This window comes from Vibrio sp. MOR3 (assembly GCF_001557775.1).
Lineage (GTDB): Bacteria > Pseudomonadota > Gammaproteobacteria > Enterobacterales > Vibrionaceae > Vibrio > Vibrio jasicida.
This window is the reverse complement of the sequence record NZ_LNRD01000007.1, coordinates 143,905-168,207: the sequence shown is the minus strand read 5'-3', so window position 1 is coordinate 168,207 and position 24,303 is coordinate 143,905. Positions and strand designations below refer to the sequence as shown.

Here is a 24,303-nt window from a genome sequence, read left to right as displayed (position 1 = left end):
CCATGGCTAAAACAGTAGGCATTTCTGAAGAAGAACTTTACGCTCCGGTTCAATGGAAAGATTGCAGCGAGAAATACGAGGATATCCACTATCACAAGTCTGTTGATGGTATCGCGAAAATTACCATTGCACGTCCACAGGTACGTAATGCTTTCCGTCCTCAAACTGTAAAAGAGATGATTGATGCACTGGCAGATGCGCGTTATGACTCGACTGTTGGTGTGATCATCCTGACAGGTCTAGGTGAAGATGCGTTCTGTTCTGGCGGTGACCAGAAGATCCGTGGCGACTACGGCGGCTACAAAGACGACCAAGGTACGCACCACCTAAACGTATTAGACTTCCAACGCGATATTCGTACTTGTCCAAAACCAGTGATCGCATCGGTCGCAGGTTGGGCTGTCGGTGGTGGTCACGTGTTGCACATGATGTGTGACCTGACGATTGCGGCGGAGAATGCACAATTTGGTCAAACTGGTCCTAAGGTGGGCTCTTTTGATGGCGGTTGGGGCGCGTCTTACATGGCTCGTATCGTAGGTCAGAAGAAAGCTCGCGAAATCTGGTTCCTATGTCGTTTCTACAATGCTCAAGAAGCGGTAGACATGGGTCTAGTAAACACGGTTGTACCACTAGAAGACTTAGAAAAAGAAACCGTTCGTTGGTGTCGTGAAGTTCTACAGCACAGCCCAATGGCATTGCGTTGCTTGAAAGCCGCATTGAACGCGGACTGTGATGGTCAAGCTGGCTTGCAAGAACTGGCTGGTAACGCAACCATGATGTTCTACATGACAGATGAAGGCCAAGAAGGCCGCAACGCATTCAACGAGAAACGTCGCCCAGACTTCGACAAGTTCCCTCGTAACCCATAATCCGTAAAGAAAGAGGAGCCTTTGTGCTCCTCTGTTTCGTTTTTCGTCCTGAGCGTCTCGCCCTCTGGGAGACTGCGAGTTCTCTCGTTAAAAAGCTCAGAATATACGGCATTACATAGGATTCGAATTATGCGTAAAGCGAAGATTTACCGTTACTGTCTACCAATGGACAGTGGCGTAATACTACGTGATAACAAGCTGACGGAACGTAAAGGTTATATCCTTGAATTAACGGACGGTGACAAGGTTGGTCGCGGTGAAGTTGCCCCTTTGGTTGGCTTCAGCCTAGAAGGCACTGAGGAAGCGGGCATTCAGCTGCAAGCGCAAGCAGAGCGTTGGGTGGCAAACTTGCCTTTAGATTACAACCACATGTATCCATCGGTTGCTTTTGGTCTGTCTATGGCCCAGTTGGAACTTGAAGGCGGTTTACCTGCACAAGGTAAGTACCAAGTCGCCCCTCTGTGTAACGGTGATCCAGACGATCTGATCCCGAAACTGAACGAGATGGAAGGCGAAAAAGTCGCGAAAGTAAAAGTGGGTTTGTACGAACCTATTCGTGACGGCATGCTAGTGAACTTGTTCCTTGAGTCGATTCCACAGCTGACGCTTCGTCTTGATGCTAACCGCGCTTGGACGCCAGAAAAAGCCCAGCAGTTTGCTAAGTATATTGCACCATCACTACGCCAGCGTATTACCTTCTTGGAAGAGCCATGCCGCTCTCCGGGTGATAGCCTGTCTTTTGCAATCAATACGGGTATTGCAATCGCGTGGGATGAAACACTGCAAGATGCGGTTCGCCGTGAAGATTTCAGCTTAGAAGATCTCACTGGCGTAAAAACCATCATCATCAAGCCAATGCTGATCGGCTCAGTTGATTTCTGTATTAAGCTGATTGAAAAGGCGAAGACATTAGGTATTAAAGCCGTAATCAGCTCAAGCATTGAATCAAGCCTTGGCCTGAACCAACTTGCTCGTTTAGCACAATGGCAACTACCTAATGAGATCCCAGGTTTGGATACGATTGGTTTGTTCAAAGTGCAGCTAGAGCAAAGTTGGCCTAAATGTGAACTTCCAGTTCTTCCGCTATCTGAGCAGGAGTTAGTGTGGCATTCAGCATAGAGACGATTGCGATTGCACCATGGAAATATTGGGCTCAAGTGAGCCCTTTTTCTATTGCGCTTGAGACGACCAAAGAGCAAGTTAACTGGCAACAATTGACTGCTCGTGTCGATTTGTACGCTCGCTACCTTCAACAACAGGGTGTCGCGAGTGGAGACTTGGTGACGCTAGTCGGTAAGAACCAAGTTGAAACCCTGTGGTTTTATCTTGCTGCTCAGCAGATAGGCGCAATTGCTGCGTTGACCATGCCGCAGCCTTTTGAGGCACTTGCGGGTAAGTTAACGACGCTATATAAGCCAACTCAACAACGTTTTGTGTGGTTTGCTGATGGTGTTGCCGCTAGCTACTCTGAACAGCAGTTATCGCAACTAGGTATCATCCAACTTTCGACTCTGGATAGCGAATCGCAATGTGATGCTGGCACTTCAAACGAAGGCTACGCACATGATGCTTTAGCGTCTATTGTGTTTACCTCTGGCTCGACGGGCACCCCTAAAGCCGTGGTGCATACTCATCGTCAGCACCTTGCTTCTGCTCAAGGTCTGTTAAGCGAATTCCAATTCAACCATCAAGATACTTGGCTGCTTTCCTTGCCGCTTTATCACGTGTCAGGCTTGGCGATTGTCTACCGTTGGCTATTTGCAGGCGCAACGCTTAAGGTAGGAAGCGGAAATCTTGCTGATGATATTCTTGGTGTCTCTCATGCCTCTCTCGTTGCGACCCAGCTTAAGCGTTTACTGGATGAACAAGTCAAATTGTCTCTCACGCATGTCTTACTCGGCGGCAGTCATGTTGCCCATGAACTCGCACTGCGAGCAACACAGCAGGGTATTGAAACTTGGCTGGGTTATGGCATGACAGAAGCGGCCTCTACCGTAACGGCAAAGCAAATCGATAGCATCAGTAACGCGGGTCACCTATTGCAAAATCGCGATATTAAGCTGGAGGAAGAACGTATTTATATCGGTGGGCAAACGCTAGCAGCAGGCTATTTCAAACAAGGCTCAGTTACCTCGCTTCTGAATGAAAACGGTTGGTTCGACAGTAAGGATCTCGGAGAGTGGCAAGGGGATGAACTCAAGATTATTGGTCGAGCAGATAACCAATTTATCTCTGGTGGTGAAAACGTTCATTGTGAAGAGATAGAAGCGGCACTGAACCAAATAGAGAGTGTTTCGCAGAGCATCGTTGTACCGGTAGAAGATGTGGAATTTGGACATCGACCAGTAGCAGTGATGCAGACGGATTCATTACTGGACAATGCTCAATACGAGCAACACCTGCAAACTAAGCTAGAAAAATTCAAATGGCCAGTCGCGTATTACGTAATGCCTCAAACCTTATTGGTTGGAGGAATTAAAGTATCGCGCAAAGCGGTAAAAGACTGGTTAAAAAATGAAGTGCAAAACGGTGACTAAGCGTTATTGCACTTCAGGGGGATGTGGTGATGGTGAGTCACCACAATTCTTTAGTTAGCGAGGGCGACTTTCATTTGCTCCGCTACTTTATCTACTTTACCTAGGCCGATGATGACTTGCAGGCCACCTTTACCAATACAAACTACACCTGCTGCGCCGAGCTGTTTTAGTTTTGCTTCGTCAGCCAGTGAGGAATCTTTTACGGTTAAGCGTAGGCGGGTAATACAGTTGTCTACCTCTAGGATGTTATCTGCACCACCGATAGCGGCAATGTAATCTTTTGCAAGTTCACCAACGTTTTCTGTTACTTCCTTCTCCATGTCTTCGCCACGACCCGGAGTGCGCAGGTTGAACTTAACGATCGCGAAGCGGAATATCGTGTAGTACAGAGCGAAGAACACTAAACCTTGTGGGATCAACATGTACCATTTGGTTGCGAGTGGATTTTGGCTTGAAAGCACAAAGTCTACGAACCCAGCGGAGAAACCGAAGCCTGCCATCCATTGCATGCTTGCAGCAATGTACATAGAAATGCCCGTTAGTACTGCGTGGATTAGGTAAAGCACAGGCGCTAGGAACATAAAGCTGAACTCTAGTGGCTCGGTGATGCCTGTGAAGAAAGACGCCATTGCAGCGGCAAGCATGATAGAAAATACTTTGTTTTTGTTCTCTTTATCTGCGCAGTGGTACATCGCAAGCGCAGCGCCCGGCAGACCAAACATCATGATAGGGAAGAAGCCTGCTTGGTACATACCAGTTTGGCCAACAACCGCAGTGCCATTCGCAATAGATTGTGCACCACCGAGGAAGTTTGGAATGTCATTAATCCCAACTACATCAAACCAGAACACTGGGTAAAGCGCGTGGTGCATGCCGATGGTCAGCATCAGGCGGTTGAAGAAACCAAAAAGACCGGCACCGACAGCGCCCATTGCTTCCAACTTAGTGCCGAAAATGATCAGTGCATCGTAAATCACAGGCCAAACGTAAAGCAGAATGAAGGCCAATGCCATACCAGCAATAGAAGTTAGGATCGGAACTAGGCGTTTTCCACTGAAGAACGCTAATGCCTTAGGTAACTCGACTCCGGAGTAACGGTTGTAAATCTCCGCTGAAATTATGCCAACTAAGATACCGATAAACTGGTTATTAATCTTGTTGAACGCATCAGGCACCTCATCTGCTGTGATGCCCATCAGTTGAGTGACCGTTCCTGGCGCAAGCAATGTGGTTAAAACCATAAAACAAATAAAGCCGGAAAGTGCGGCAGAGCCATTCTTGTCTCTGCTTAGACCAAAAGCGACACCGACGGCAAATAGCACCGCCATGTTATCGATGATGGCACCACCAGATTTGATTAAAAATGCGGCCAGTACGCTTTCTGAGCCCCACCCGACAGGGTCAATCCAGTAGCCTATGCCCATCAAGATTGCCGCAGCGGGTAGTGTCGCTACGGGAACCATCAACGCCTTACCGACTTTTTGCATGTAGCCGAGTATATTCATATTTGCCCCTATAATTTTTAATGCCTCCCAGAATATGATCTATGCTGGAAATTGGCGTTTTTATTAAGTTTCTAGGGACTATTTGAAACTTAATTATCGACGCAAACAAACGAATTCACTACTATCATGAATTAATATTTTTAATGCATGGTGTGTCATGGCTAACCAACAATTACTGCTTAGGAATCTTCATACCTTTAGTATCGCAGCGAAGCACCTTAGCTTTACTCATGCAGCGAAGGAGTTGCATTTAACCCAAGGTGCGGTTAGTCATCGCATTAAAGTACTCGAGCAAGAGCTGGGTTTTACCTTGTTCGTTCGCGGTACGAGAAAGCTTGAGCTGACAGAGGAAGGGCGTCGTTTTCAAAAGACGTTATCTACATCGCTCAGTACCATTTTTAATGAGATTGAAGAAATAAAGTCGACGGATTTAGTAGGCGAGATAAACATTGCCGCCTCTCCAGGATTCTTAAACGGTTGGTTAATGCCAAGGGTTGCGGACTTTAAGCGCCATTACCCAGGTTTCAATCTCAATCTATTTGCGCAAGAAAGTCAGTTAGATCTTGTAACAAATCAGATCGATGTGGCTATCTTTTATGATACTGAGCACCTTGTTGATGTTTATCGTCAGCGATTGTTTGGTGAAAAGTACATTCCTGTTTGTACACCACAGTACATGAAAGAGATGAATATTTTAGAAGATGGGCTCGCCTCTCTACACCGTATTAATTTTATTCATGCATTAGGCTCTGACGTATGGCAGAGGTGGGTGTCTCACATGGCATTAGATGTGGATGTTTTCCAACACTTTTATTGTGTTAGTCACCGTGATATGGCTGTGTTAGCCGCGAGAAACAATGTTGGTGTTGCGATGGGACGCTATCGGTTTGTCAAAGATCTCTTAGACAAAGGAGAACTAGTGAGCCCTTACCCTACGATGGATACTCAGCAGGGGTATGATTTACTCTGTCCATCTGGGTATGAGCACCGCCCTAAAGTGAAGACTTTCATTTCATGGGTGGAGAGCCAACTTAGTTGATTTAGCAATGAATTAGTCGAAAAGGGAATTTCGAATCCTTATAACTCTGAATCATAATTATGCTTAAAGTTTAAGAAATAAAGCATAAGGTTCAGGATGATCAAATTAGCTTTGGTGGCAGCGGTGTTGCTACAAATTGGCCTTGCGATGAGCACTGAGGGACTAACGCGCTCATTGGCTGAGCTAACCGCCTTTCTGGTCGCGATAGCTTTAGTGTTGGTACACAAAAACCAGAGCGCGAAAAAAGCAGAGCTCACCCAGCCACAGAAAGTTAATTAAGGTTTAGCTCAGCAGTAGCCAACCGAGTGATGTTGTAGAAATCAGCACCCACAGTGTGACACCAAACAATAATGGTTTTGCCCCTGCCGACTTCAGCTTCGATACTGAAATACTGCAACCAATCAAGAACAGACACACCACAAGCGCTTGCTTAGCAATAGCAAAGATGCCTTGATACACCACTTCAAATTGCGGGAAGAAGTCGCTGAATGCAATAGCAGCGCAGTACCAGAAAATGAAGTAAGGAATCACTAACTTGTTTTTACCTTCTTTACCGTTTCCACGAGAAAAGATCACGGCACTGATCAGTGCGACAGGAATGATCCACAATGCGCGAGCAAGCTTCAATGTGGTTGCGGTAGTCAATGCTTCTTCACCGTAAGCAGATGCCGCACCCACAACGGAAGAGGTATCGTGAATTGCAATCGCAGCCCACGTTCCGAACGTATGCTGATCCAAACCAATAGCGTGACCAATTACAGGGAAGATAAACAGCGCCAGTGAGTTCAGAACGAAAACCGTTGCAAGTGCAAGACCGATTTGTTCGTCCTTTGCTTTGATCGCTGGAGCGACAGCAGCAATCGCACTACCACCACAAATGGCAGTACCAGAAGCAATCAAATACGCCGTTGTGCGTTCAAGTTTTATTGCTTTGGCAATCATCATGCCGATCACAAGTGTGCCAAGGATGGTCGCGATGATTAGACCTATTCCATCAGACGTGACCGCGAGTGCTTGGTCAAAGTGAATCCCAAAGCCCAAACCAATAATGGAATAAGAAAGCAGCTTTTTGGTAAATGAAGCAATAGGAAGCTCTGTCGGTACTAGGCTAAAACTCGCCAAAAGAAAACCGATCACAAGCGCGATAGGAGAGGACACAAAAGGGGTTAAACAAAACAGCAGTGCCAATCCAAAGGGGATATTCTTTGTATTCAAGGGTGTCTTCGTTGTAGTGAGTTAAAGCGCAGAGTATATCGTAACGCCTATGGTCAGAAAGTCTTAATGAATTGAACGTGCGTTCAGAAAAACTAAACGCATGTTCAAAAATTAAGAATGGTTCTGTTTGAGTTTAGCGCCAGTCGCCGCGAAGTGCTTTTACTTTCTCAAACATAGCTTGTGCTGTGGCATGTTTTGGATCGACAGGCGTTCCTGCTTCGATTTCCAGTCTAGACCAGAAACGCGTTGGTAAGCCCTTACATGCTCGGCCTTTTGCGCGACTGAAGTAGCTGCCCCATAAGCCTTTCAACGCCATTGGTATCACTGGAACAGGGCTACGACGAAGGATGATGTCTATACCGCGCATAAACTCGTTCATCTCACCATCTGATGTCAAACGACCTTCAGGGAAAATACACACAATATGCCCCTCACTTAGTGCCGCCTCAACATCACTGAATGCACGACGAATAGAAGTGCGATTGCTGGCCGAGATCGGAATCACACCAGCTCGGCGAAGAAAACGTCGTAGAGGTGGAAGGTTGGCGTAATCTTCTTCCATCACAAAGCGAATCAAGCGTGGGCAAACCGCACTTAATAGTAGCGAGTCCATGTAACTCACATGATTACATACGATTAATGCACCACCATGCTCAGGAAGGTGGTGCAAATTCTTGTGTTTTACGCGGTAAATTGTGTGAGTGACAACCCACATAGCAAAGCGCACAACGAAAATTGGGATTTGCAGGAAAATGTATGCCGCAACTAAGAAATTTAAAACAGCCAATAGAGCGAACAATTGGGGGATGGTCATTTCAAGCACGCTTAGGCAGACGATACCCAATATTGCGCTACCCACCATAAACAACGAGTTAAAGATGTTTAGCCCCGCAATGACTTGTGCTCGCTCTGTCTCTTTTGCTCTGTGTTGCATAAGCGCGTACAGCGGTACGATGAACAAGCCGCCAGAGATTCCGATCATTAGTAGACAGAAGAACAGCGGCCAAAAAGCGTCGAAGCTTACAAACTCAACAAAGGTATGAAATCGAGGTAAGTCTGTAGGAATAGATGTCGCCATCAAGAAACCGAATATGGTGATACCTAAAGCACCAATCGGTACGATTCCTACTTCAATTCTGTGGTTTGAGAGCCAGTTACAGGCCATTGAGCCAACAGCAATACCGACCGAGAACAAAGCTAACAGAAATGAAACCGCGCTCTCTGTACCATTCAAATACTCTTTCGTGAAATTAGGGAACTGGGTGAGATAAGCCGCGCCTAAGAACCAGAACCAGCTGATTGCCATGATGCATTGGAAGACGATGCGGTCAGACTTGGCAATAGAAAGCGTGTGTTTGGTTTGTTTGTATGGCTGCCATTTAAATTGAATATCGGGAGCGCTAGCGGAAGCAAAGGGAATTGAACGGCTTGATAAGTAGCCAAGAAGGGCAAAGATAACCACACAAAATGCAGCGAGGTATTTAGCGTTATCTGCGGAAGCAATCAGCCCTGCGCCTAGTGTACCGATCAAAATAGCAATAAAGGTACCAGCTTCTACTAGTGCATTGCCCGGAACGAGTTCTTTCTCGTTAAGTTGTTGTGGTAGCAATGCATATTTGACTGGGCCGAAGAATGCTGACTGCGTGCCCATCAGGAATAACAGTAGGAGTAAAACACCGTAGCTCTCGGTAATGAAACCTACAGCCCCAAGCAACATTATGCCTATCTCGAACAGTTTTACCTTGCGGATAAACCAAGATTTTTCATACTTATCTGCCAGCACCCCTGCTGATGCGGAAAATAGAAAGAACGGGAGGATGAACAAGCCAGCGGCTAAGTTGATAAATAAGTTGCTAGAAACGGGCAGTGCACTAGACCCCGCAAAGGCGACAAACAGCAACAGCACATTTTTGAAGATATTGTCGTTGAAAGCACCAAAAAACTGGGTAATAAAATAGGGAAGGAACTTTCGTTGCCTAAGCAAGGACGACTGGCTGTCTGATGACATGAATAATCCTTTATTACCAGCTGATCAGATAGTTTGAAATCAGGTTATCAATAAGCTCTTTACCATCAATAGGTTCACTAGAGAAAAACTTATCATCAACGCTTAGTAGCGTGATTCCATGTACTCCGGACCACAATACGCGACTCGCTTGAAGTACTTCAGACTCAGTACGGTGCGGTGCGATTTGAGCAAGTAAGGATTCTAGCATGCCAGTCATACCGTCGATGCGTTTTGCATGCCATTCAGGAAGTTCTGCGCCATTCATATTGTGCTCAAAAACTAACTGCCAACGATGTGGGTGTTTTTGCGCGAAATCGTGATAACAATAAGCCAGTTCAAATAAGGCCTGATGGGCATCTTTACTGTTCTTGGTCGCTTTCACTGCTTCTTGTTGTAGCTCATCTAACGTTTGAGCAACCGCGTGTAAAAGCAACAAGTTATAGTTGCCGAAAATGTTTACTAAAGTGCTTGGCACGTAACCAATCATGTTAGCAATCTTACGAAGACTGAGCTCGTGGTAAGAGTTTTCGTCTAAAAAGTCTTTGACCGTAGTAAGGGTCAAGTTGACTAACTCTTCTCTGGTGTGATCGTTTCTGCGCGCCATAATCTAAAACTACTTATTGAACAACGTTCAATATGATAGACAGCTACTGAATCACCGTCAATAACACAAACCAGTCAGAAACCTATTGCTTGGCAATATTCTGATACATGTCTTCTATTATGGAATGTTTCATTGTTGTATCTGACGGAGTATGATGGTCATATCTCATATTTAGCGTGCTACTGATATGGATGCTTGTTTGCTTCATCATCAATCAGCATGATTAAGTACATATCGTCAATTTTAAGGATAACGATGAAACGTTTATTTTCGATTGTCGCCCTACTGATGTTTACTGTTGCCGTAACGCCTATCGCAGAAGCGAAGAAATTTGGTGGTGGTAAGTCTTTTGGTAAGAGTTACAAAACCGCGCCTGCTCCTAAACAGCAGCAACAAAACACAAACACCATTGGTAAAGAACAAGGTGCTAAATCATCAAGCAAAAAAGGTTTGATGGGCGGCTTACTTGGTGGTCTTCTTGCTGGTGGTCTTCTGGCAGCATTCTTTGGTGGTGCGTTTGAAGGTATCCAGTTTATGGATATCCTAATCATTGGTTTGATCGCATTCGTTATCTTCAAACTGATGCGAGGTATGCTTGGTGCTAAGCAGGGCAGTATGAATCAGCATCGTCAGCAGCCAGCCTTTGGTGGTAACAACACCAAGTTCGAGCAGCCAAACATGCAGAATTTTGAACAACAACCAAACACAAATGCTGGTGGCTTTGGTGGTTTCGGCGCACAAACTGATATCCCGCATAACTACCCACCGGGTTTTGACCAAGCGGCATTCATCAACGGCTCTCGTGAGCACTACCGAATCCTGCAAGGTGCTTGGAACCACAATCAGCTGCACACGATTGAAGAATACGTTTCGGCAAGCCTGTTTGAAGACTTGAAAGCAGAACGTGCGAAGTTAGATGGTGAGCAGCACACAGATGTGATGTACGTTGATGCTGAAATTGTTCGTGCAGATTATGATGCAAGTAAGGCACAGCTCAGCTTACAGTTCAGTGGTCGTTACCGTGATGCTGAAGAAGGTGTCGAAGAAGAAATCGAAGATATCTGGCACCTAGAGCGTGACCTAACTGTGCCAAATGCACCGTGGTTGATCGTCGGTATTCAAGGTTAATTATCTTAAGTATTCAATTTAGTCTTAATAAAATCCCGCTTTCGTGCGGGATTTTTTATGCCTGAAGTTCAGAGACTCTAAATCTATCGAGACAGGACGAGTGGTTGAAGTCGACTTTAATAGAGTTGTTATGAGGCAGCGATGAGTCGCACAGTAGGGAATGGTGAAGATAAAGCTAACGGAGATGATCAATGGCTTGATTCCATTGACCTAAATAAACCAACTAACACTTGGATTCGCTCTCAAGCAGAGCTAGTTAAAAGTACCTAGGTGTCGTACTACTTAACGAAAGATCACTAAGAATCGCGCGTTGAGTGAGGCTAGATTTAGCCAAATAGTTAGGTAAGCCATTGAAAAAATATAGCTATAGAACGAAAAAAGCCAGCTCAATGAGCTGGCTTTTTCAATATGGTGGAGGGGGACGGATTCGAACCATCGAAGGCAGTGCCGGCAGATTTACAGTCTGCTCCCTTTGGCCACTCGGGAACCCCTCCAGGGTGTTTTTATACTTAGATGTTAGTTTCCCAACCTAGCTTCCAAGTTGTTCTCACGTTCAAAGGAAAAACATAAGAAAGAATATGGTGGAGGGGGACGGATTCGAACCATCGAAGGCAGTGCCGGCAGATTTACAGTCTGCTCCCTTTGGCCACTCGGGAACCCCTCCAGGGTGTTTTTATACTTAGATGTTAGTTTCCCAACCTAGCTTCCAAGTTGTTCTCACGTTTAAAGGAAAAACATAAGAAAGAATATGGTGGAGGGGGACGGATTCGAACCATCGAAGGCAGTGCCGGCAGATTTACAGTCTGCTCCCTTTGGCCACTCGGGAACCCCTCCAGGGTATTTTTATACTTAAGATTTGTTTTCCCAACACATCTCTCAAGTGCGGAGCGCATCATAGCAAACTCGCTCCGGCTGTAAAGCGTTTTTCTTACGTTTTTACGTTGAATGCTGCCTTTTTGGGCAAAGATGGTAGAAAGTCAGCGTTTTGTATGTCGTTTATACAAAAGGAAAACCTTCTTTTTACTTGAATTTACACTACTTGACGTTAGAGGACGTATCTACTGATAAACTGTATTCAGTTTAATGACATAAGTTTATTCGATTAATAGTCAAGATTATGAGTATGAGAGCCACTTTATCTGTTTTAACGCTTTCTATTTTAATGGCTTCGCCAGTAGCTTTTGCTGCCAAACGTGGTCCATCTACAGTTACGGTAGTAACTGAACAAGTAGAAACGCATGAAATTAACCAATCTCTGTCGTTGATCGGCAAGTTAGAAGCGGCCGAATCCGTAGTGGTTGCTTCTGAAGTCGCTGGCAAGGTGAAACAAATCGCCGTTAACGCTAATCAAAACGTTCAGCAAAACCAGCTTTTGATTCAACTTAACGATGATAAAGCACAAGCTGCCTTAATAGAGGCAAAAGCATACCTAAAAGATGAACAGCGTAAGTTAAAAGAGTTTCAGCGTTTGGTTAAACGTAATGCGATTACCCAAACTGAAATTGATGGGCAAAAGGCGAGTGTTGAAATTGCACAAGCGCGTCTAGATGCCGCTAAAGCTAACTTATTGGATCTTCATATTAGTGCACCTTTTGCCGGTACCGTTGGTTTTATTGATTTTAGCAAAGGTAAAATGGTCAGCGCTGGTTCTGAATTATTGACGCTTGATGACCTCTCTGTCATGGAATTGGATCTTCAAGTTCCTGAACGTTACCTATCGATGTTGTCGGTCGGTATGGAAGTGCATGCCACCACCAGTGCTTGGAATAATCAAGAATTCGTGGGTAAGGTAACAGGTATTGATACGCGAATTAGTGCTGAAACCTTAAACTTACGTGTTCGTATCGAATTTGATAACCCAGAAAATCACTTAAAACCTGGCATGCTGATGAATGCATCGTTGGCATTTCCTGCGATTAAAGCGCCAATCATTCCGGTTCAAGCACTTGAGTATTCAGGTACTAAGCGTTTTGTATACGTGATTGATGAAGACAATAAAGCAATGCGTCAGGAGGTCTTCCTAGGAGCGCGTGTTGATAATGAGGTTGTGATCGAATCGGGTGTTGAGATCGGCGACAAAATAGTGGTTCAAGGCATCGTAAATATGCGTGATGGCGTTGAAGTCGCTGAAATTGTCGCGCCAACTCAATCGAAAAGTGCACATGCTGCAGATGCAGAAGGCAAAGCGGCTAAGGAAGCGAACTAATGTTACTTTCTGACGTTTCCGTAAAGCGCCCTGTCGCTGCGCTGGTATTGAGTATGCTGCTGTGTGTATTCGGCTTTGTGTCGTTTACTAAACTTGCAGTCCGTGAAATGCCAGACATCGAAAGCCCAGTGGTTTCGATCAGCACACGTTATGAAGGCGCCTCTGCCACCATCATCGAGAGCCAAATAACGTCGGTATTGGAAGACCAGCTTTCTGGTATCAGTGGTATCGACGAAATTAGCTCGACGACGCGCAACAGTATGTCGCGTATCACCATTACATTTGAGTTGGGTTATGACTTAAACACCGGCGTGAGTGATGTTCGCGATGCCGTTGCTCGCGCTCAACGTTCGCTGCCAGATGAAGCTGACGATCCCGTTGTTTACAAGAATAATGGTTCTGGTGAAGCCTCCCTCTATATTAACCTCAGTTCATCAGAGATGGACCGTACCCAGCTAACGGATTATGCCGAGCGCGTACTTATGGACCGCTTTAGTCTGATATCGGGCGTCAGTTCGATCGACTTGTCCGGTGGTTTATACAAAGTGATGTACGTGAAGCTTAAACCAGATCTGATGGCTGGTCGCTCGGTTACTGCATCTGATATCACGACAGCATTACGAAGTGAAAACTTGGAAAGTCCAGGAGGTGAGGTTCGTAACGATTCAACCGTCATGTCAGTTCGTACAGCACGTACGTACAATACGCCAGAAGACTTTCAATATCTTGTTGTGAAACGTGCTAGCGATAACACGCCTATTTATTTGAAAGATGTGGCAGACGTATTCATTGGTGCGGAAAACGAAAACTCAACCTTTAAGAGTGATGGTGTAGTCAACATTAGCTTAGGCGTCGTTCCGCAATCAGACGCTAACCCACTAGAAGTGGCACAGGCGGTGCGTTCAGAAGTAGATAAGATTCAGAAGTTCTTACCGGACGGTACTCGTCTGGCCATAGACTATGATGCCACAGTATTTATTGAACGCTCGATTGATGAGGTATACAGCACGCTCTTTATTACGGGTGGTCTGGTTATTTTAGTCCTCTATATTTTTATCGGTCAGGCGCGCGCTACATTGATTCCTGCGGTGACGGTACCAGTCTCACTGATTTCTTCATTCATTGCGGCTTACTACTTCGGCTTCTCTATCAACCTAATCACCCTGATGGCGCTTATCCTATCTATCGGTCTAGTTGTGGATGATGCGATTGTTGTCGTAGAGAACATCTTCCACCATATTGAGCGCGGCGAGTCACCACTGCTGGCGGCTTATAAAGGCACAAGAGAAGTCGGATTTGCCGTTGTTGCTACGACCTTGGTTCTGGTGATGGTCTTCCTGCCGATTTCTTTTATGGATGGCATGGTAGGCCTGCTATTTACTGAGTTCTCAGTATTGTTGGCGATGTCAGTGATCTTCTCATCTTTAATTGCATTAACGCTGACTCCAGTGCTCGGTAGTCAGATACTAAAAGCGAATGTGAAGCCGAATCGATTCAACCAAGCGGTCGATAAATTGTTTGCTAAGTTAGAGGCTGGTTACCGAAAAGCGCTGCGTGGTGCATTGAAGGTTCGTTGGGCTGCGCCTTTGGTTATCCTTGCGTGTATGGGAGGCAGTTATGGTTTGATGAATCAAGTGCCTGCACAGCTAACGCCACAAGAAGACCGAGGGGTTATCTTTGCTTTTGTTCGTGGTGCAGATGCGACTTCCTACAACCGAATGTCGGCGAACATGGACATCGTAGAAGATCGCTTGATGCCATTGTTGGGACAAGGTTTCCTGAAATCATTCAGTATTCAAACACCAGCATTTGGTGGGCAAGCGGGTGACCAAACTGGCTTCGTTATCATGATTTTAGAAGACTGGAACGAGCGTGATGTGACGGCACAAGAAGCACTCAACCAAGTTCGTAAGTCATTGGCCGGTATTCCAGACGTTCGTGTCTTCCCATTCATGCCGGGTTTCCGTGGTGGTTCTAGCGAACCTGTGCAGTTTGTTCTTGGTGGCTCTGATTACGATGAGTTGTTAGTCTGGGCTGAAATGCTCAAGAACACAGCTGAAGAGTCACCAATGATGGAAGGTGCGGAAATCGACTACTCAGAGAAAACACCAGAGCTTTTGGTGTCAGTGGACAAGCGCCGTGCTGCTGAACTTGGTGTGAGTGTACAAGACATCTCTGAAACTCTAGAAATCATGCTTGGTGGTAAGAGTGAAACCACTTACGTTGACCGTGGTGAAGAATATGATGTTTACCTTCGAGGTGACGAAAACAGCTTCAATAACGCGGCTGATTTGAGCCAGATTTACTTACGCACCAACAGCGGTGAGCTAGTGACCCTAGATACGGTTACTAAAGTCGAAGAAGTGGCGGCATCAATTCGTCTGTCCCACTACAACAAACAGAAGTCGATCACCATTACTGCTAACCTATCGGAAGGTTACACCCTAGGTGAGGCGCTAGATTTCTTAGATCAAGAAGCGATTGATAACCTGCCGGGTGATATTTCGGTCAGTTACTCTGGTGAGTCGAAAGACTTTAAAGAAAACCAAGCCAGTGTTGCCGTTGTATTTGCCTTGGCATTACTTGTTGCATACCTAGTATTGGCAGCGCAGTTTGAAAGCTTCGTCAACCCACTGGTGGTAATGTTCACCGTGCCTATGGGCGTATTTGGTGGCTTCCTTGGGTTGGTCGTCATGAGTCAAGGAATGAACATCTACAGCCAAATCGGCATGATTATGTTGATCGGTATGGTAACCAAAAACGGTATTTTGATCGTTGAGTTTGCTAACCAGCTACGTGACCGTGGTATCGAGTTTGAAAAAGCGATCACTGATGCGGCAGCTCGCCGTCTGCGTCCTATCATGATGACGGCATTTACGACGCTAGCTGGTGCTATTCCTTTGATCATGTCAACAGGAGCAGGTTATGAAAGCCGTGTGGCCGTCGGTACCGTTATCTTCTTCGGTATGGGGTTTGCGACGTTAGTTACACTGTTTGTTATCCCTGCGATGTATCGATTGATCTCTGCGAAGACGCGTTCCCCTGGTTATGTTGAAGCTGAGCTGAATAAAGCGCTTAGCCATGATACGAAGGGACGTATCGCGCACCCTTAACCAAACTTTAAAACACAAAAGCCGAGGCAATGACCTCGGCTTTTCTTTGTCTCCAATTTTGGGTTTTATAACCAGCTTGGAGCGTTCGATTAGAAGCGTTTACCCAAGCTCACTTGCACGCCTTCATAGCTGTCGTAGAAGTCATCAAAGCCCATGTCTGCAACGTTGTAGATGTATTCTGCACGTAGCCAAATATCTTTACTCATATCCCAATGGACACCTGCACCAATGTTGAATAGTGCACCAGAATCGTCTGTGACTTTTTGTTCGTTTGGAACATACATTTCAGCTTGAGTGCCAAGCGCGGTTACGCGGCCAAATAGTGACAGTGGCGTATCGCCTAAGTTATCACTCGTTACAACAGCAGACATACCTGCTTGGTAATAGTGAAGGTCTAAGTCAGTTTTTAGAGCATCATTCTTAAGTTCATTTTGTGAATAACGCAATACCCCTTCAAATGCGAGGTATTGGTTTACATGGTAACCCCAGCCAACCGTAATGTGAGGTGTCGACCAGCCACTGTCGCGATCAGAACCAAAATTCGGAGTGTCAAAACCAACATTACCTGTGCCTAGGTATAAGTAGGATTGGTGAGTTTGCTCTTGAGCTGCGAAAGTTGGCAGACTCAGGGTCAGTGCCGATAATATTAGAATGGCGTTTTTCATAACTTGGCGATAACCTTTGTGAAGAACTGTTTTTAGAATTAGTATTAATTTAATCAATAAGATAAGTGGCAGTTATCATATCAGTCTTTTGGGTGAGTATGCGATGTTGAGCGAAAATTTGTTGTGATGGCGCAAGTTTTAAGCAGATCAAACTCGCTCATTTCTCTGCTATGAGCTGTGAGATAAATAAAAGGAAAGTAAAGTGGCTGAATTCAAATACAAAAATCTAACTCAAGAAGAACAAGACAAGCTGGACGCGGCAACATTTCGTCGTCTTCTTGCACATTTAGATGCAAACAAAGACGTGCAAAACATCGACCTTATGATACTTGCTGGTTTCTGTCGTAACTGTTTCAGCAAATGGTACAAGGCAGAAGCGGAAGATCTTGGTGTGGATATCGACATCGATGATGCTCGTGAGCGCGTTTATGGTATGACTTACGATGAATGGAAACAAAACCACCAGCCAAAAGCGACACCAGAACAGTTGGCGGCATTTGAAGCGCGTCAGAAAAAGTAATAGACACCATTTAAGCAGATACAAAACAGCCCGCTCATTTCAGCGGGCTGTTGCTTTATTCTCAGCGAAAATCACTCAGTGATTGGACCGCAACATGCGGGTTCCACACAGCCTTCTGCTTGAATAATCTCAAGTTGAGCAAGATACGGTTGGATATCACCGATGTTCTCTTTTACCCAATCAGTGTTGTAGTAAGTATCTAGGTAGCGTTCTCCAGAGTCACAAAGCAAAGTAACGATAGAGCCGTTCTCACCACGCTTTTTCATCTCACATGCAAGCTGTAACACGCCGTACAGGTTGGTACCTGTCGATGCGCCAACTTTACGACCAATCAGACCTGATAGCCAATGTGCTGTCGCCACGCTTGCTGCATCAGGGATTTTACGCATTTCGTCTACGACGCCAGCAATGAAGCTCGGCTCAACACGTGGGCGACCGATACCTTCGATTTTGCTACCATTTTCACCTTTGATATCGGCATTACCAGACTGGAAGTAGTCAAAGAATACTGAGTTCTCAGGGTCAACAACACACAGTTTTGTGTCGTATTTTTGGTAACGGATAAAGCGACCAATCGTTGCAGATGTACCGCCAGTACCTGGGCTCATCACAACCCAACTTGGGATTGGGTGATCTTCTAGCTCCATTTGGCTAAAGATAGAGTTCGCAATGTTGTTGTTACCACGCCAGTCGGTTGCGCGCTCTGCGTAAGTAAATTGGTCCATGTAGTGACCGTTTAGCTCTTTCGCTAGGCGACGAGACTCGTCATAAATTTGGTCTGAACGGTCAACAAGGTGCGCTTTACCGCCGTAGAATTCGATTTGTTCAATTTTCTTGCGTGCTGTGGTTTTTGGCATTACTGCGATAAACGGTAAGCCAAGTAGACGCGCGAAGTACGCTTCAGAAACCGCTGTACTGCCTGATGATGCTTCGATCACCGTGGTTTCTGGACCAACCCAGCCGTTACAAATTGCATAAAGGAATAGCGAACGCGCTAAACGGTGCTTTAATGAACCTGTAGGGTGTGTGCTTTCATCTTTTAGGTAGATGTCGATGCCTTCAAGAGAAGGAAGATCAAGTTTGAAAAGATGAGTGTCTGCTGAGCGTTGGAAATCAGCTTCAATCTTACGCACTGCGTTGTTGATCCAGTTGTGGTCAGTACACATAACGTGTCTCCTCGGAATTTTGTAGGGTAGTTGTTTTTGTCTATAGGGATAATCTACCTATAAATGTAGAGAAAAACTTTGCTATTATTGTTTTGATATTCACTAATGATAGAAAAAAATTCTACTTTGTAAGGTTTTTATAGAAATGAACTTGGATAAAATCGACAAGACGTTACTTTCTTTACTTCAAACCGATGGCACCTTGTCTTTGAACGACTTAGCTGAACGGGTGAATCTAACCACAACACCTTGTTGGAAGCGGATGAAGAAGCTAGAAGATGAAGGTTACATAGAAAAGCGAGTCGCGTTGCTGAATGCAGAAAAACTTGATTTGTCATTCATCGCTTTTGTCCAATTAAAGACCAGTGACCACTCTGAAGATTGGTATCACCATTTTGTTACCACAGTGAGTGATTTCCCTGAAGTGATGGAGTTTTATCGTATGGCGGGTGAATACGACTATATGATGAAAGTATTGGTTAAAGACATGAAGTGTTTTGACGAGTTTTACAAGCGGCTCGTCAACAGCGTAAAAGGTTTGTCGAACGTGACATCAACTTTTGCAATGGAACCGATAAAGTACACGACGGAGTTGCCTATTTACGGCGGTTAAGTGATTTAAGATAATTCGGAATATTAGGAAGGAGCGCTTCGGCACTCCTTCTTTCGTTGCAATTTACAACAAGCTACTTGGTATAACGCATCACGCCTTCTTGAACTGCGGTAGCAACAAGGTGGCCTTGTTGGTTGTAGATCTCACCACGAACCAAACCACGCGTATTGCTTGCTGTTGGGCTTTCGATGGCATACAGCAACCATTCATCCATCTTAAATGGACGGTGGAACCAGATAGAGTGGTCGATGGTTGCCACTTGGAAGTTTGGCGTCATCAGCGATACTTCATGCGGGTGCAGTGCTGTGGTTAAAAACCCCCAATCAGAAGCATAAGCCAATAGATATTGATGAATGAGCTGGTTGTCTGGCATCTCACCGTTGGCACGAATCCATAGATATTGCTTCGGTTCTGTCTTTTTAGGCTTGAGAGGATTGACGATGTTCACTGGGCGAGTCTCTATCGACTTTTCTCCACAGAATGTTTTGCGCAGCCTTTCTGGCAAAAACTCAGCAATGTGACTTGCGAGTTCCGATTCGGATGGAAAGTTCTCTGGCCCCGGAATGTCGGGCATTGCGTTTTGATGGTCAAACCCAGGCGTATCCCCATGGTAAGAGGCAGTAAGGTAGAAAATAGGGCGACCGTTCTGAATCGCTTTCACGCGTCGAGTACTGAAGCTGCGGCCATCACGCAGGTTTTCAACATCGTAAATGATCGGCTTTTCAGGATCGCCAGGGTATAGGAAGTAACTGTGGAATGAATGCACGGTGCGTGCGTCTTCTACCGTGTAACGTGCTGCGGATAACGCTTGTCCAATAACCTGACCACCATAAACTTGAGGTAAACCTAGGTTCTCGCTTTGACCACGGAACAAGCCTTCTTCTAGTTTTTCGAGTTGTAGTAGGCTGAGCAATTCTCTTAATGGTTTACTCATGATGTCTCCTCACCTTGTTTTTATTACTGCTTCAATTATGAAACAAAATCAACTGTTTGGTAATTTCTAACTTAGTCAAACTATTGTCAAATGAATCCATTTAACGCAGACAGTTTAATATTCTCCCTCTATACTTAGTGCGAATCGATACACCCGTTGAGGAAACTATGAAAAAAACACTACTACTTGTTACTTCTTTACTATTCGGTGCTGCACTAGTGGGTTGCCAAACTTCTCAAACAACAGAAATGGAATCGGCTGAGGCGTCAATGAAGACAATTACAGGTACAGTGGCTTACCGCGAGCGTATTGCACTGCCTCCACACGCAGTAGTAACGGTAGCACTTGAAGATGTTTCTTTAGCGGATGCTCCTGCGAAAGTTCTAGCGAAACAAACGTTCGAAACAGAAGGTAAACAAGTGCCTCTAGCGTTTGAACTGAGCTACAACAGCAACGATATTAAACCTAACCATCGTTATAGCCTACGTGCTCGTATCGAAGTTGATGGTAAGCTGCGCTTTATTAATGATACTAGCATTCCAGTTATCACGGATGCAGAACAAACGCACGAAGCGAACATTCGCCTTGTTGGTACGCGTTAATCGCTACCTTCAAACAAAACGAATAAAAAAATGGCAGCTTAAGGCTGCCATTTATATTTTCTAAGGGATACTTTTCCGACTTCAGACACTTCGATGCCTTCTGCTTCTAGCTTGCACTTTTGTCGTTCAAGATCTCGGCCTTTTAACGAAATCTTTCCTTGACTATTAATGACTCGGAACCAAGGTAATTTGCTGCCTTCTGGTAGGTTACCCAGCGCTTTACCGACGTGCCTTGCATAGCCCGGATAGCCTGCCATTTTGGCAATTTCACCGTAGGTCGACACTCGCCCTGTGGGAATTTGGTGAATTACAGCAAAGATTTGCATTAAAAATTGGTCCATACTGACAGTGTCCATTGTTGTTTACCAAGGAATGGTAATACACAAGACTTGTATTTCGCTATCAGTTCTTGCTCCTTAACATCACTTACTGCTCACAAAATAACACCGTTTACGTTCCCTTTTTTCTGAGCTGTACATTGATCTCAAAGAGTAGGTTAGCAATGCAAAAATAAGCTCAAGCTTAGCTTGAATCTAGACCCGTTCAATGACGTTATAACCGAAAGAGGTTGGCCGTTGAATTACCAAGTTGGTTGGGGAAGCCAGGAGGCGCTATGATTTTTTCGACACTTCAATTTCTTGTTACGACTCTACTTGCTGTGGTGTGCGCGCGTGCCATTAGTTTAAGTGAGGGTGACATTCCTGTTATTGCTTTGATGATTCCTGCACTGTGGATCTTGCCGCAAGGGGGCTTCGCTGGCCTAGTGTTACTGGGTGCGATGACTGTCTATGGTGTTACGTTGTCTATGCAGCCGATCGCTTTATCCATTGGTACCTTAGTGCTGTTTCCGTTGCTCATGGTGGTTTTTTCTCGACGCAGCTCACTGGGCGTGTTGCTCACCGCAGGTTTGATCGTATTGACACTTCAAGTTGGCATTATGGTAACGCAGCAAGCAGGTAAGTTAGATGGTTCACCATGGCTTACTGTTTTGCAGACTCTGTCCGTTGTGGTGATGTGGTGGGCCGCGAGAAGTTGGAGACCTTCCGAAAAACACAGCTGGTGGTCGTTGTTATTGTTGCTGCCATTGTGGATAGCTGGCCTACCTTATGCGGTACTTTTGGCATTAGGTATCACAGGTATTTTAGCGTCCATGGAAGCGCTGACTAAGATTAAAAATTCAATACGCTGGGGTAAACTACTGTGTTGGACGTTACCGACAGTAGGTTTTGCCGCTTTGGTAGTCAGTCCGAATATTGAAGTGCCAAACCCTGTTTTCGTGGTTTGGATATGCTTACTTGGTACAGCATGGATGACAGACTACATCTTACGTAGTAGTGATGAGCAGGCCGAGTTATAAAATAGTTGTAAGCGCGCTGACTAAATAGTGACCCGTGCGGCAGACTCCTGATCTGATTATGAAATAATAGGCCGGATGTTATATGTTCGGCTTTTCATATTTATTGTGTATTTAAAAATAAAAATTCAATCTTAACCTCTATGGATATAGAGGCATTTTAGAAACGTTAGTCATGGTTAAAGTTGTTCAAAGGCTGTTGGTTTTTGCTTGCTTTTTACTGAGCCTGAGTCTCAAAGCAGAGCCCGTAACACCCTCTTATTATAAAGTTGCGACAGAAGCGGATGATGTCGTTACTCGAGTCCTGTTTGATGCAGTAGCAGAAAACTTTGATGTCTCGATCCAATACGTAAACTACTCCAGTTTCGATGCCATTCTTGATTCGGTAGCGACAGGTGAAAGTGATTTCGCTGCCAACATTACCTACACCGATGAGAGAGCAGCGCGGTTTAGCTATTCGCGTCCGACCAATATTGAATACACTTACCTCTATGGGGTGAGTGATACTAGTTTAAAAGACACCGCTGTTGTTGGTGTTCCCCAAGACACTATTTATCAAGACCTGATCAAACAAAACTATCCCGAAGTCATTCAGGTTCCCTATCAAGGGTATGAAGAAGCGTTGACGCTGCTACGAGCAAATCGAGTTGATGGCGTTGTTGATGCCATCAACCAACTCAAGCCTATGTTGCTTGAAGGCTTTGATGCCAAATTGCTCAACGATCACATATCAATAAAGCCGGTATCAATCGTAAGTGCGAAAGGCACCCATCTGGACGAGCTTGATCGCTTTGCTGATTTCATTCATAGCGAATCGGTGCAAAAGCTATTACGAGAGCAAGTAGCACTGTACCAATTTGAATTGCGTCAGACCGCGTTACGAGAGTCGTTAAAACAGCTTCCTATCGATTTAAATGAGCCGTTTAGGATCAAACTGGAGTCTATTTTTCCCTACGTTGTCTATAACGAGGATGGCTCGGTAGAGGGTATGACGGCAGATGTTGTGCTTAGGAGCTGCGATATTCTGGATCTCAATTGCGTGATTGTTGGTCAGCCAAGTGAAAGTTGGGAATCCATGTATCATCAATTTATTCGGGGGGAGTTTGATATGCTTGCTCCATTGACGATCAGCCGAGAAAGACGAGCATTCAGTTATTTCCCGCAGCCTCATTACTCTCCGACGTCCGTGATGGTTAAGCGTCTTGGCTACAAACCCAACGTTTATTCTCATGTCTCTCAGTTGATCTCCGAACGTATTGGCGTAGTGAAAGACGATTTCTTCGATCAAATTTTGACGCAAATGCTGCCGTTAAAAGAGCTTAATCGTTTTGATTCACAGCAAGCGATGCTCGAAGCACTGCTAGCAAGAGAGATTGATTACATCGCAATGGATACCGCGATGCTCAACCACTTCTTACGCTTGAGCGAACTTATCCCCATTGAGCAAGATGATGCGATTGGTGAATTCTACCAATCAAAGCTGTCGGTTGGGCTGGCGGCGAACGAGCGCGGAGCAATTCTTGCGCCGTATTTCAGTCGCGCGATTTCTATGCTCGATCTTGAGAAAATTGTCGCGCAATACGATTTAAGGCCTGATTGGCGAACTGCATTGGAATACGAAGTACGTTTGGCCACGCAAACTCAAGCAGTGTTTATCTTTGTGTTGGTGTTTGTACTTGGGGTGACATTGTATTTATATCGTCAGTCTAATACCGATAACTTAACCGGATTGAGAAATCGTCGCGCTCTGCATGTGAAGTACCGCCAAGGAGTACCAAAAGACTTAGCGATTCTTTATCTGGACATTAATCAGTTTAAGCAAATCAACGATACCTACGGACACCGAGCTGGTGATCGCGTACTGCAATTGCTGTCTCTCAAAGTACATCGAGTATGGGCGGGTAGGAGCTACCGAATCGGAGGGGATGAATTTATTTTGCTCGGATACCCAACCGAAGTTCAATTGCAAAGAGCAATGGAGGAGCTCAGTCAGTTGGATGTCAAAGATGAAGCTTTAAATGGACTGAGTGAAGTGACTATCTCTGTCGGGGTTTCAGCTAAACGTGAGCGTAGCGTGAGTCTGGAGCAAGCCATGCATTTAGCTGATGAGAACATGTACTCCAGTAAGCAGGCGTCGCGTGATTGTTGTGACGGAAATTCCTGTCCGGCGGGGACCTAATAGGCTGAATTGACCGAGTTTTGTGCAAACAGAAGTGAAATGGTTA

General features: G+C 45.2%; 22 protein-coding genes and 3 tRNA genes. 14 read left to right on the top strand and 11 right to left on the bottom strand.

Annotated elements, in window-relative coordinates:
• Window positions 1-2: 2 nt before the first annotated feature.
• The 3 genes from menB to menE all read left to right on the top strand — a co-directional run bounded on the left by menB (window position 3) and on the right by menE (window position 3,406).
• Window positions 3-869 (top strand): 1,4-dihydroxy-2-naphthoyl-CoA synthase, encoded by an 867-nt coding sequence (gene menB / locus ATB76_RS15305; RefSeq protein WP_042604634.1) that lies wholly within the window; start codon window positions 3-5, stop codon window positions 867-869.
• Window positions 870-998: 129 nt separating this feature from the next.
• Entirely contained in the window at window positions 999-1,988 is a 990-nt protein-coding gene (gene menC / locus ATB76_RS15300; protein WP_045408762.1) for an o-succinylbenzoate synthase, read from the top strand.
• A complete protein-coding gene (gene menE, locus ATB76_RS15295) occupies window positions 1,973-3,406 on the top strand; it encodes an o-succinylbenzoate--CoA ligase (RefSeq protein WP_061035619.1) in 1,434 nt (477 codons plus the stop codon). Before menC ends, menE begins: the two co-directional genes overlap by 16 nt.
• 50 nt (window positions 3,407-3,456) lie before the next feature.
• Here menE and nagE read toward each other — a convergent pair whose 3' ends face one another.
• Window positions 3,457-4,911: an N-acetylglucosamine-specific PTS transporter subunit IIBC gene (gene nagE, locus ATB76_RS15290; RefSeq protein ID WP_061035618.1), complete on the bottom strand. Its 1,455-nt coding sequence runs from the start codon at window positions 4,909-4,911 to the stop codon at window positions 3,457-3,459.
• A gap of 157 nt (window positions 4,912-5,068) precedes the next feature.
• On the opposite strand from nagE, the gene ATB76_RS15285 reads away from it, so the two are divergent.
• Both ATB76_RS15285 and ATB76_RS15280 read left to right on the top strand, forming a co-directional pair.
• Window positions 5,069-5,950, top strand: a complete 882-nt coding sequence (locus tag ATB76_RS15285) for a LysR substrate-binding domain-containing protein (protein ID WP_038865535.1) — start codon at window positions 5,069-5,071, stop codon at window positions 5,948-5,950.
• A 96-nt stretch (window positions 5,951-6,046) separates the two neighbouring features.
• Complete coding sequence (locus ATB76_RS15280) at window positions 6,047-6,229, top strand: hypothetical protein (protein ID WP_038865532.1); 183 nt, start codon at window positions 6,047-6,049, stop codon at window positions 6,227-6,229.
• A gap of 3 nt (window positions 6,230-6,232) precedes the next feature.
• On the opposite strand, the gene ATB76_RS15275 is transcribed toward ATB76_RS15280, so the two are convergent.
• From ATB76_RS15275 to ATB76_RS15265, 3 genes are all read right to left on the bottom strand, one after another.
• Complete coding sequence (locus tag ATB76_RS15275) at window positions 6,233-7,138, bottom strand: putative sulfate exporter family transporter (protein WP_045422653.1); 906 nt, start codon at window positions 7,136-7,138, stop codon at window positions 6,233-6,235.
• A gap of 160 nt (window positions 7,139-7,298) precedes the next feature.
• Entirely contained in the window at window positions 7,299-9,173 is a 1,875-nt protein-coding gene (locus ATB76_RS15270) for an MFS transporter (RefSeq protein WP_061035617.1), read from the bottom strand.
• A 13-nt stretch (window positions 9,174-9,186) separates the two neighbouring features.
• Window positions 9,187-9,777 carry a TetR-like C-terminal domain-containing protein gene (locus tag ATB76_RS15265; protein WP_038865527.1) on the bottom strand — a complete coding sequence of 197 codons (591 nt, stop codon included), beginning with the start codon at window positions 9,775-9,777 and terminating at the stop codon, window positions 9,187-9,189.
• 255 nt (window positions 9,778-10,032) lie between these two features.
• Here ATB76_RS15265 and ATB76_RS15260 point away from each other — a divergent pair, with 255 nt between their 5' ends.
• Window positions 10,033-10,905, top strand: a complete 873-nt coding sequence (locus ATB76_RS15260; protein ID WP_039978323.1) for a TIM44-like domain-containing protein — start codon at window positions 10,033-10,035, stop codon at window positions 10,903-10,905.
• Between the two features lie 141 nt (window positions 10,906-11,046).
• A complete protein-coding gene (locus ATB76_RS28820) occupies window positions 11,047-11,175 on the top strand; it encodes a hypothetical protein (protein ID WP_258070497.1) in 129 nt (42 codons plus the stop codon).
• A 139-nt stretch (window positions 11,176-11,314) separates the two neighbouring features.
• Here the strand turns inward: ATB76_RS28820 and ATB76_RS15255 are convergent.
• The 3 genes from ATB76_RS15255 to ATB76_RS15245 all read right to left on the bottom strand — a co-directional run bounded on the left by ATB76_RS15255 (window position 11,315) and on the right by ATB76_RS15245 (window position 11,739).
• Window positions 11,315-11,399, bottom strand: a tRNA-Tyr gene (locus ATB76_RS15255).
• Window positions 11,400-11,484: 85 nt separating this feature from the next.
• Window positions 11,485-11,569 (bottom strand) — tRNA-Tyr (locus tag ATB76_RS15250).
• Between the two features lie 85 nt (window positions 11,570-11,654).
• Window positions 11,655-11,739: transfer RNA gene (locus tag ATB76_RS15245), tRNA-Tyr, on the bottom strand.
• A gap of 283 nt (window positions 11,740-12,022) precedes the next feature.
• Between ATB76_RS15245 and ATB76_RS15240 the strand changes: the two genes are divergently transcribed.
• Window positions 12,023-13,111, top strand: coding sequence for an efflux RND transporter periplasmic adaptor subunit (locus tag ATB76_RS15240; RefSeq protein ID WP_039978329.1), 1,089 nt, complete (start codon window positions 12,023-12,025; stop codon window positions 13,109-13,111).
• Window positions 13,111-16,224, top strand: a complete 3,114-nt coding sequence (vmeF, locus tag ATB76_RS15235) for a multidrug efflux RND transporter permease subunit VmeF (protein ID WP_042605960.1) — start codon at window positions 13,111-13,113, stop codon at window positions 16,222-16,224. Before ATB76_RS15240 ends, vmeF begins: the two co-directional genes overlap by 1 nt.
• 89 nt (window positions 16,225-16,313) lie before the next feature.
• Here vmeF and ATB76_RS15230 read toward each other — a convergent pair whose 3' ends face one another.
• Complete coding sequence (locus ATB76_RS15230) at window positions 16,314-16,889, bottom strand: porin family protein (RefSeq protein WP_038866614.1); 576 nt, start codon at window positions 16,887-16,889, stop codon at window positions 16,314-16,316.
• Between the two features lie 202 nt (window positions 16,890-17,091).
• Between ATB76_RS15230 and ATB76_RS15225 the strand changes: the two genes are divergently transcribed.
• A complete protein-coding gene (locus tag ATB76_RS15225; RefSeq protein ID WP_005431642.1) occupies window positions 17,092-17,409 on the top strand; it encodes a DUF1244 domain-containing protein in 318 nt (105 codons plus the stop codon).
• Window positions 17,410-17,480: 71 nt separating this feature from the next.
• Here ATB76_RS15225 and ATB76_RS15220 read toward each other — a convergent pair whose 3' ends face one another.
• On the bottom strand, window positions 17,481-18,575 hold the full coding sequence (locus ATB76_RS15220; protein ID WP_038866618.1) for a PLP-dependent cysteine synthase family protein: 1,095 nt from the start codon (window positions 18,573-18,575) through the stop codon (window positions 17,481-17,483).
• Between the two features lie 145 nt (window positions 18,576-18,720).
• Between ATB76_RS15220 and ATB76_RS15215 the strand changes: the two genes are divergently transcribed.
• The gene (locus tag ATB76_RS15215) at window positions 18,721-19,188 is read left to right on the top strand and encodes an Lrp/AsnC family transcriptional regulator (RefSeq protein ID WP_054755717.1); all 468 of its coding nucleotides are present in this window, start codon (window positions 18,721-18,723) and stop codon (window positions 19,186-19,188) included.
• A gap of 73 nt (window positions 19,189-19,261) precedes the next feature.
• Here the strand turns inward: ATB76_RS15215 and tesB are convergent, their stop codons facing one another.
• Window positions 19,262-20,122: an acyl-CoA thioesterase II gene (tesB, locus tag ATB76_RS15210; protein WP_039978202.1), complete on the bottom strand. Its 861-nt coding sequence runs from the start codon at window positions 20,120-20,122 to the stop codon at window positions 19,262-19,264.
• Between the two features lie 167 nt (window positions 20,123-20,289).
• Here tesB and ATB76_RS15205 point away from each other — a divergent pair, with 167 nt between their 5' ends.
• A complete protein-coding gene (locus ATB76_RS15205; RefSeq protein WP_038875861.1) occupies window positions 20,290-20,724 on the top strand; it encodes a YbaY family lipoprotein in 435 nt (144 codons plus the stop codon).
• Between the two features lie 38 nt (window positions 20,725-20,762).
• Here the strand turns inward: ATB76_RS15205 and ATB76_RS15200 are convergent, their stop codons facing one another.
• Window positions 20,763-21,065, bottom strand: coding sequence for a DNA base-flipping protein (locus ATB76_RS15200; RefSeq protein ID WP_061035661.1), 303 nt, complete (start codon window positions 21,063-21,065; stop codon window positions 20,763-20,765).
• Window positions 21,066-21,337: 272 nt separating this feature from the next.
• Between ATB76_RS15200 and ATB76_RS15195 the strand changes: the two genes are divergently transcribed.
• Window positions 21,338-22,081, top strand: coding sequence for a hypothetical protein (locus ATB76_RS15195; RefSeq protein WP_039978198.1), 744 nt, complete (start codon window positions 21,338-21,340; stop codon window positions 22,079-22,081).
• Window positions 22,082-22,253: 172 nt separating this feature from the next.
• Window positions 22,254-24,257, top strand: a complete 2,004-nt coding sequence (locus ATB76_RS15190) for a GGDEF domain-containing protein (RefSeq protein ID WP_061035616.1) — start codon at window positions 22,254-22,256, stop codon at window positions 24,255-24,257.
• Window positions 24,258-24,303 lie beyond the last annotated feature (46 nt).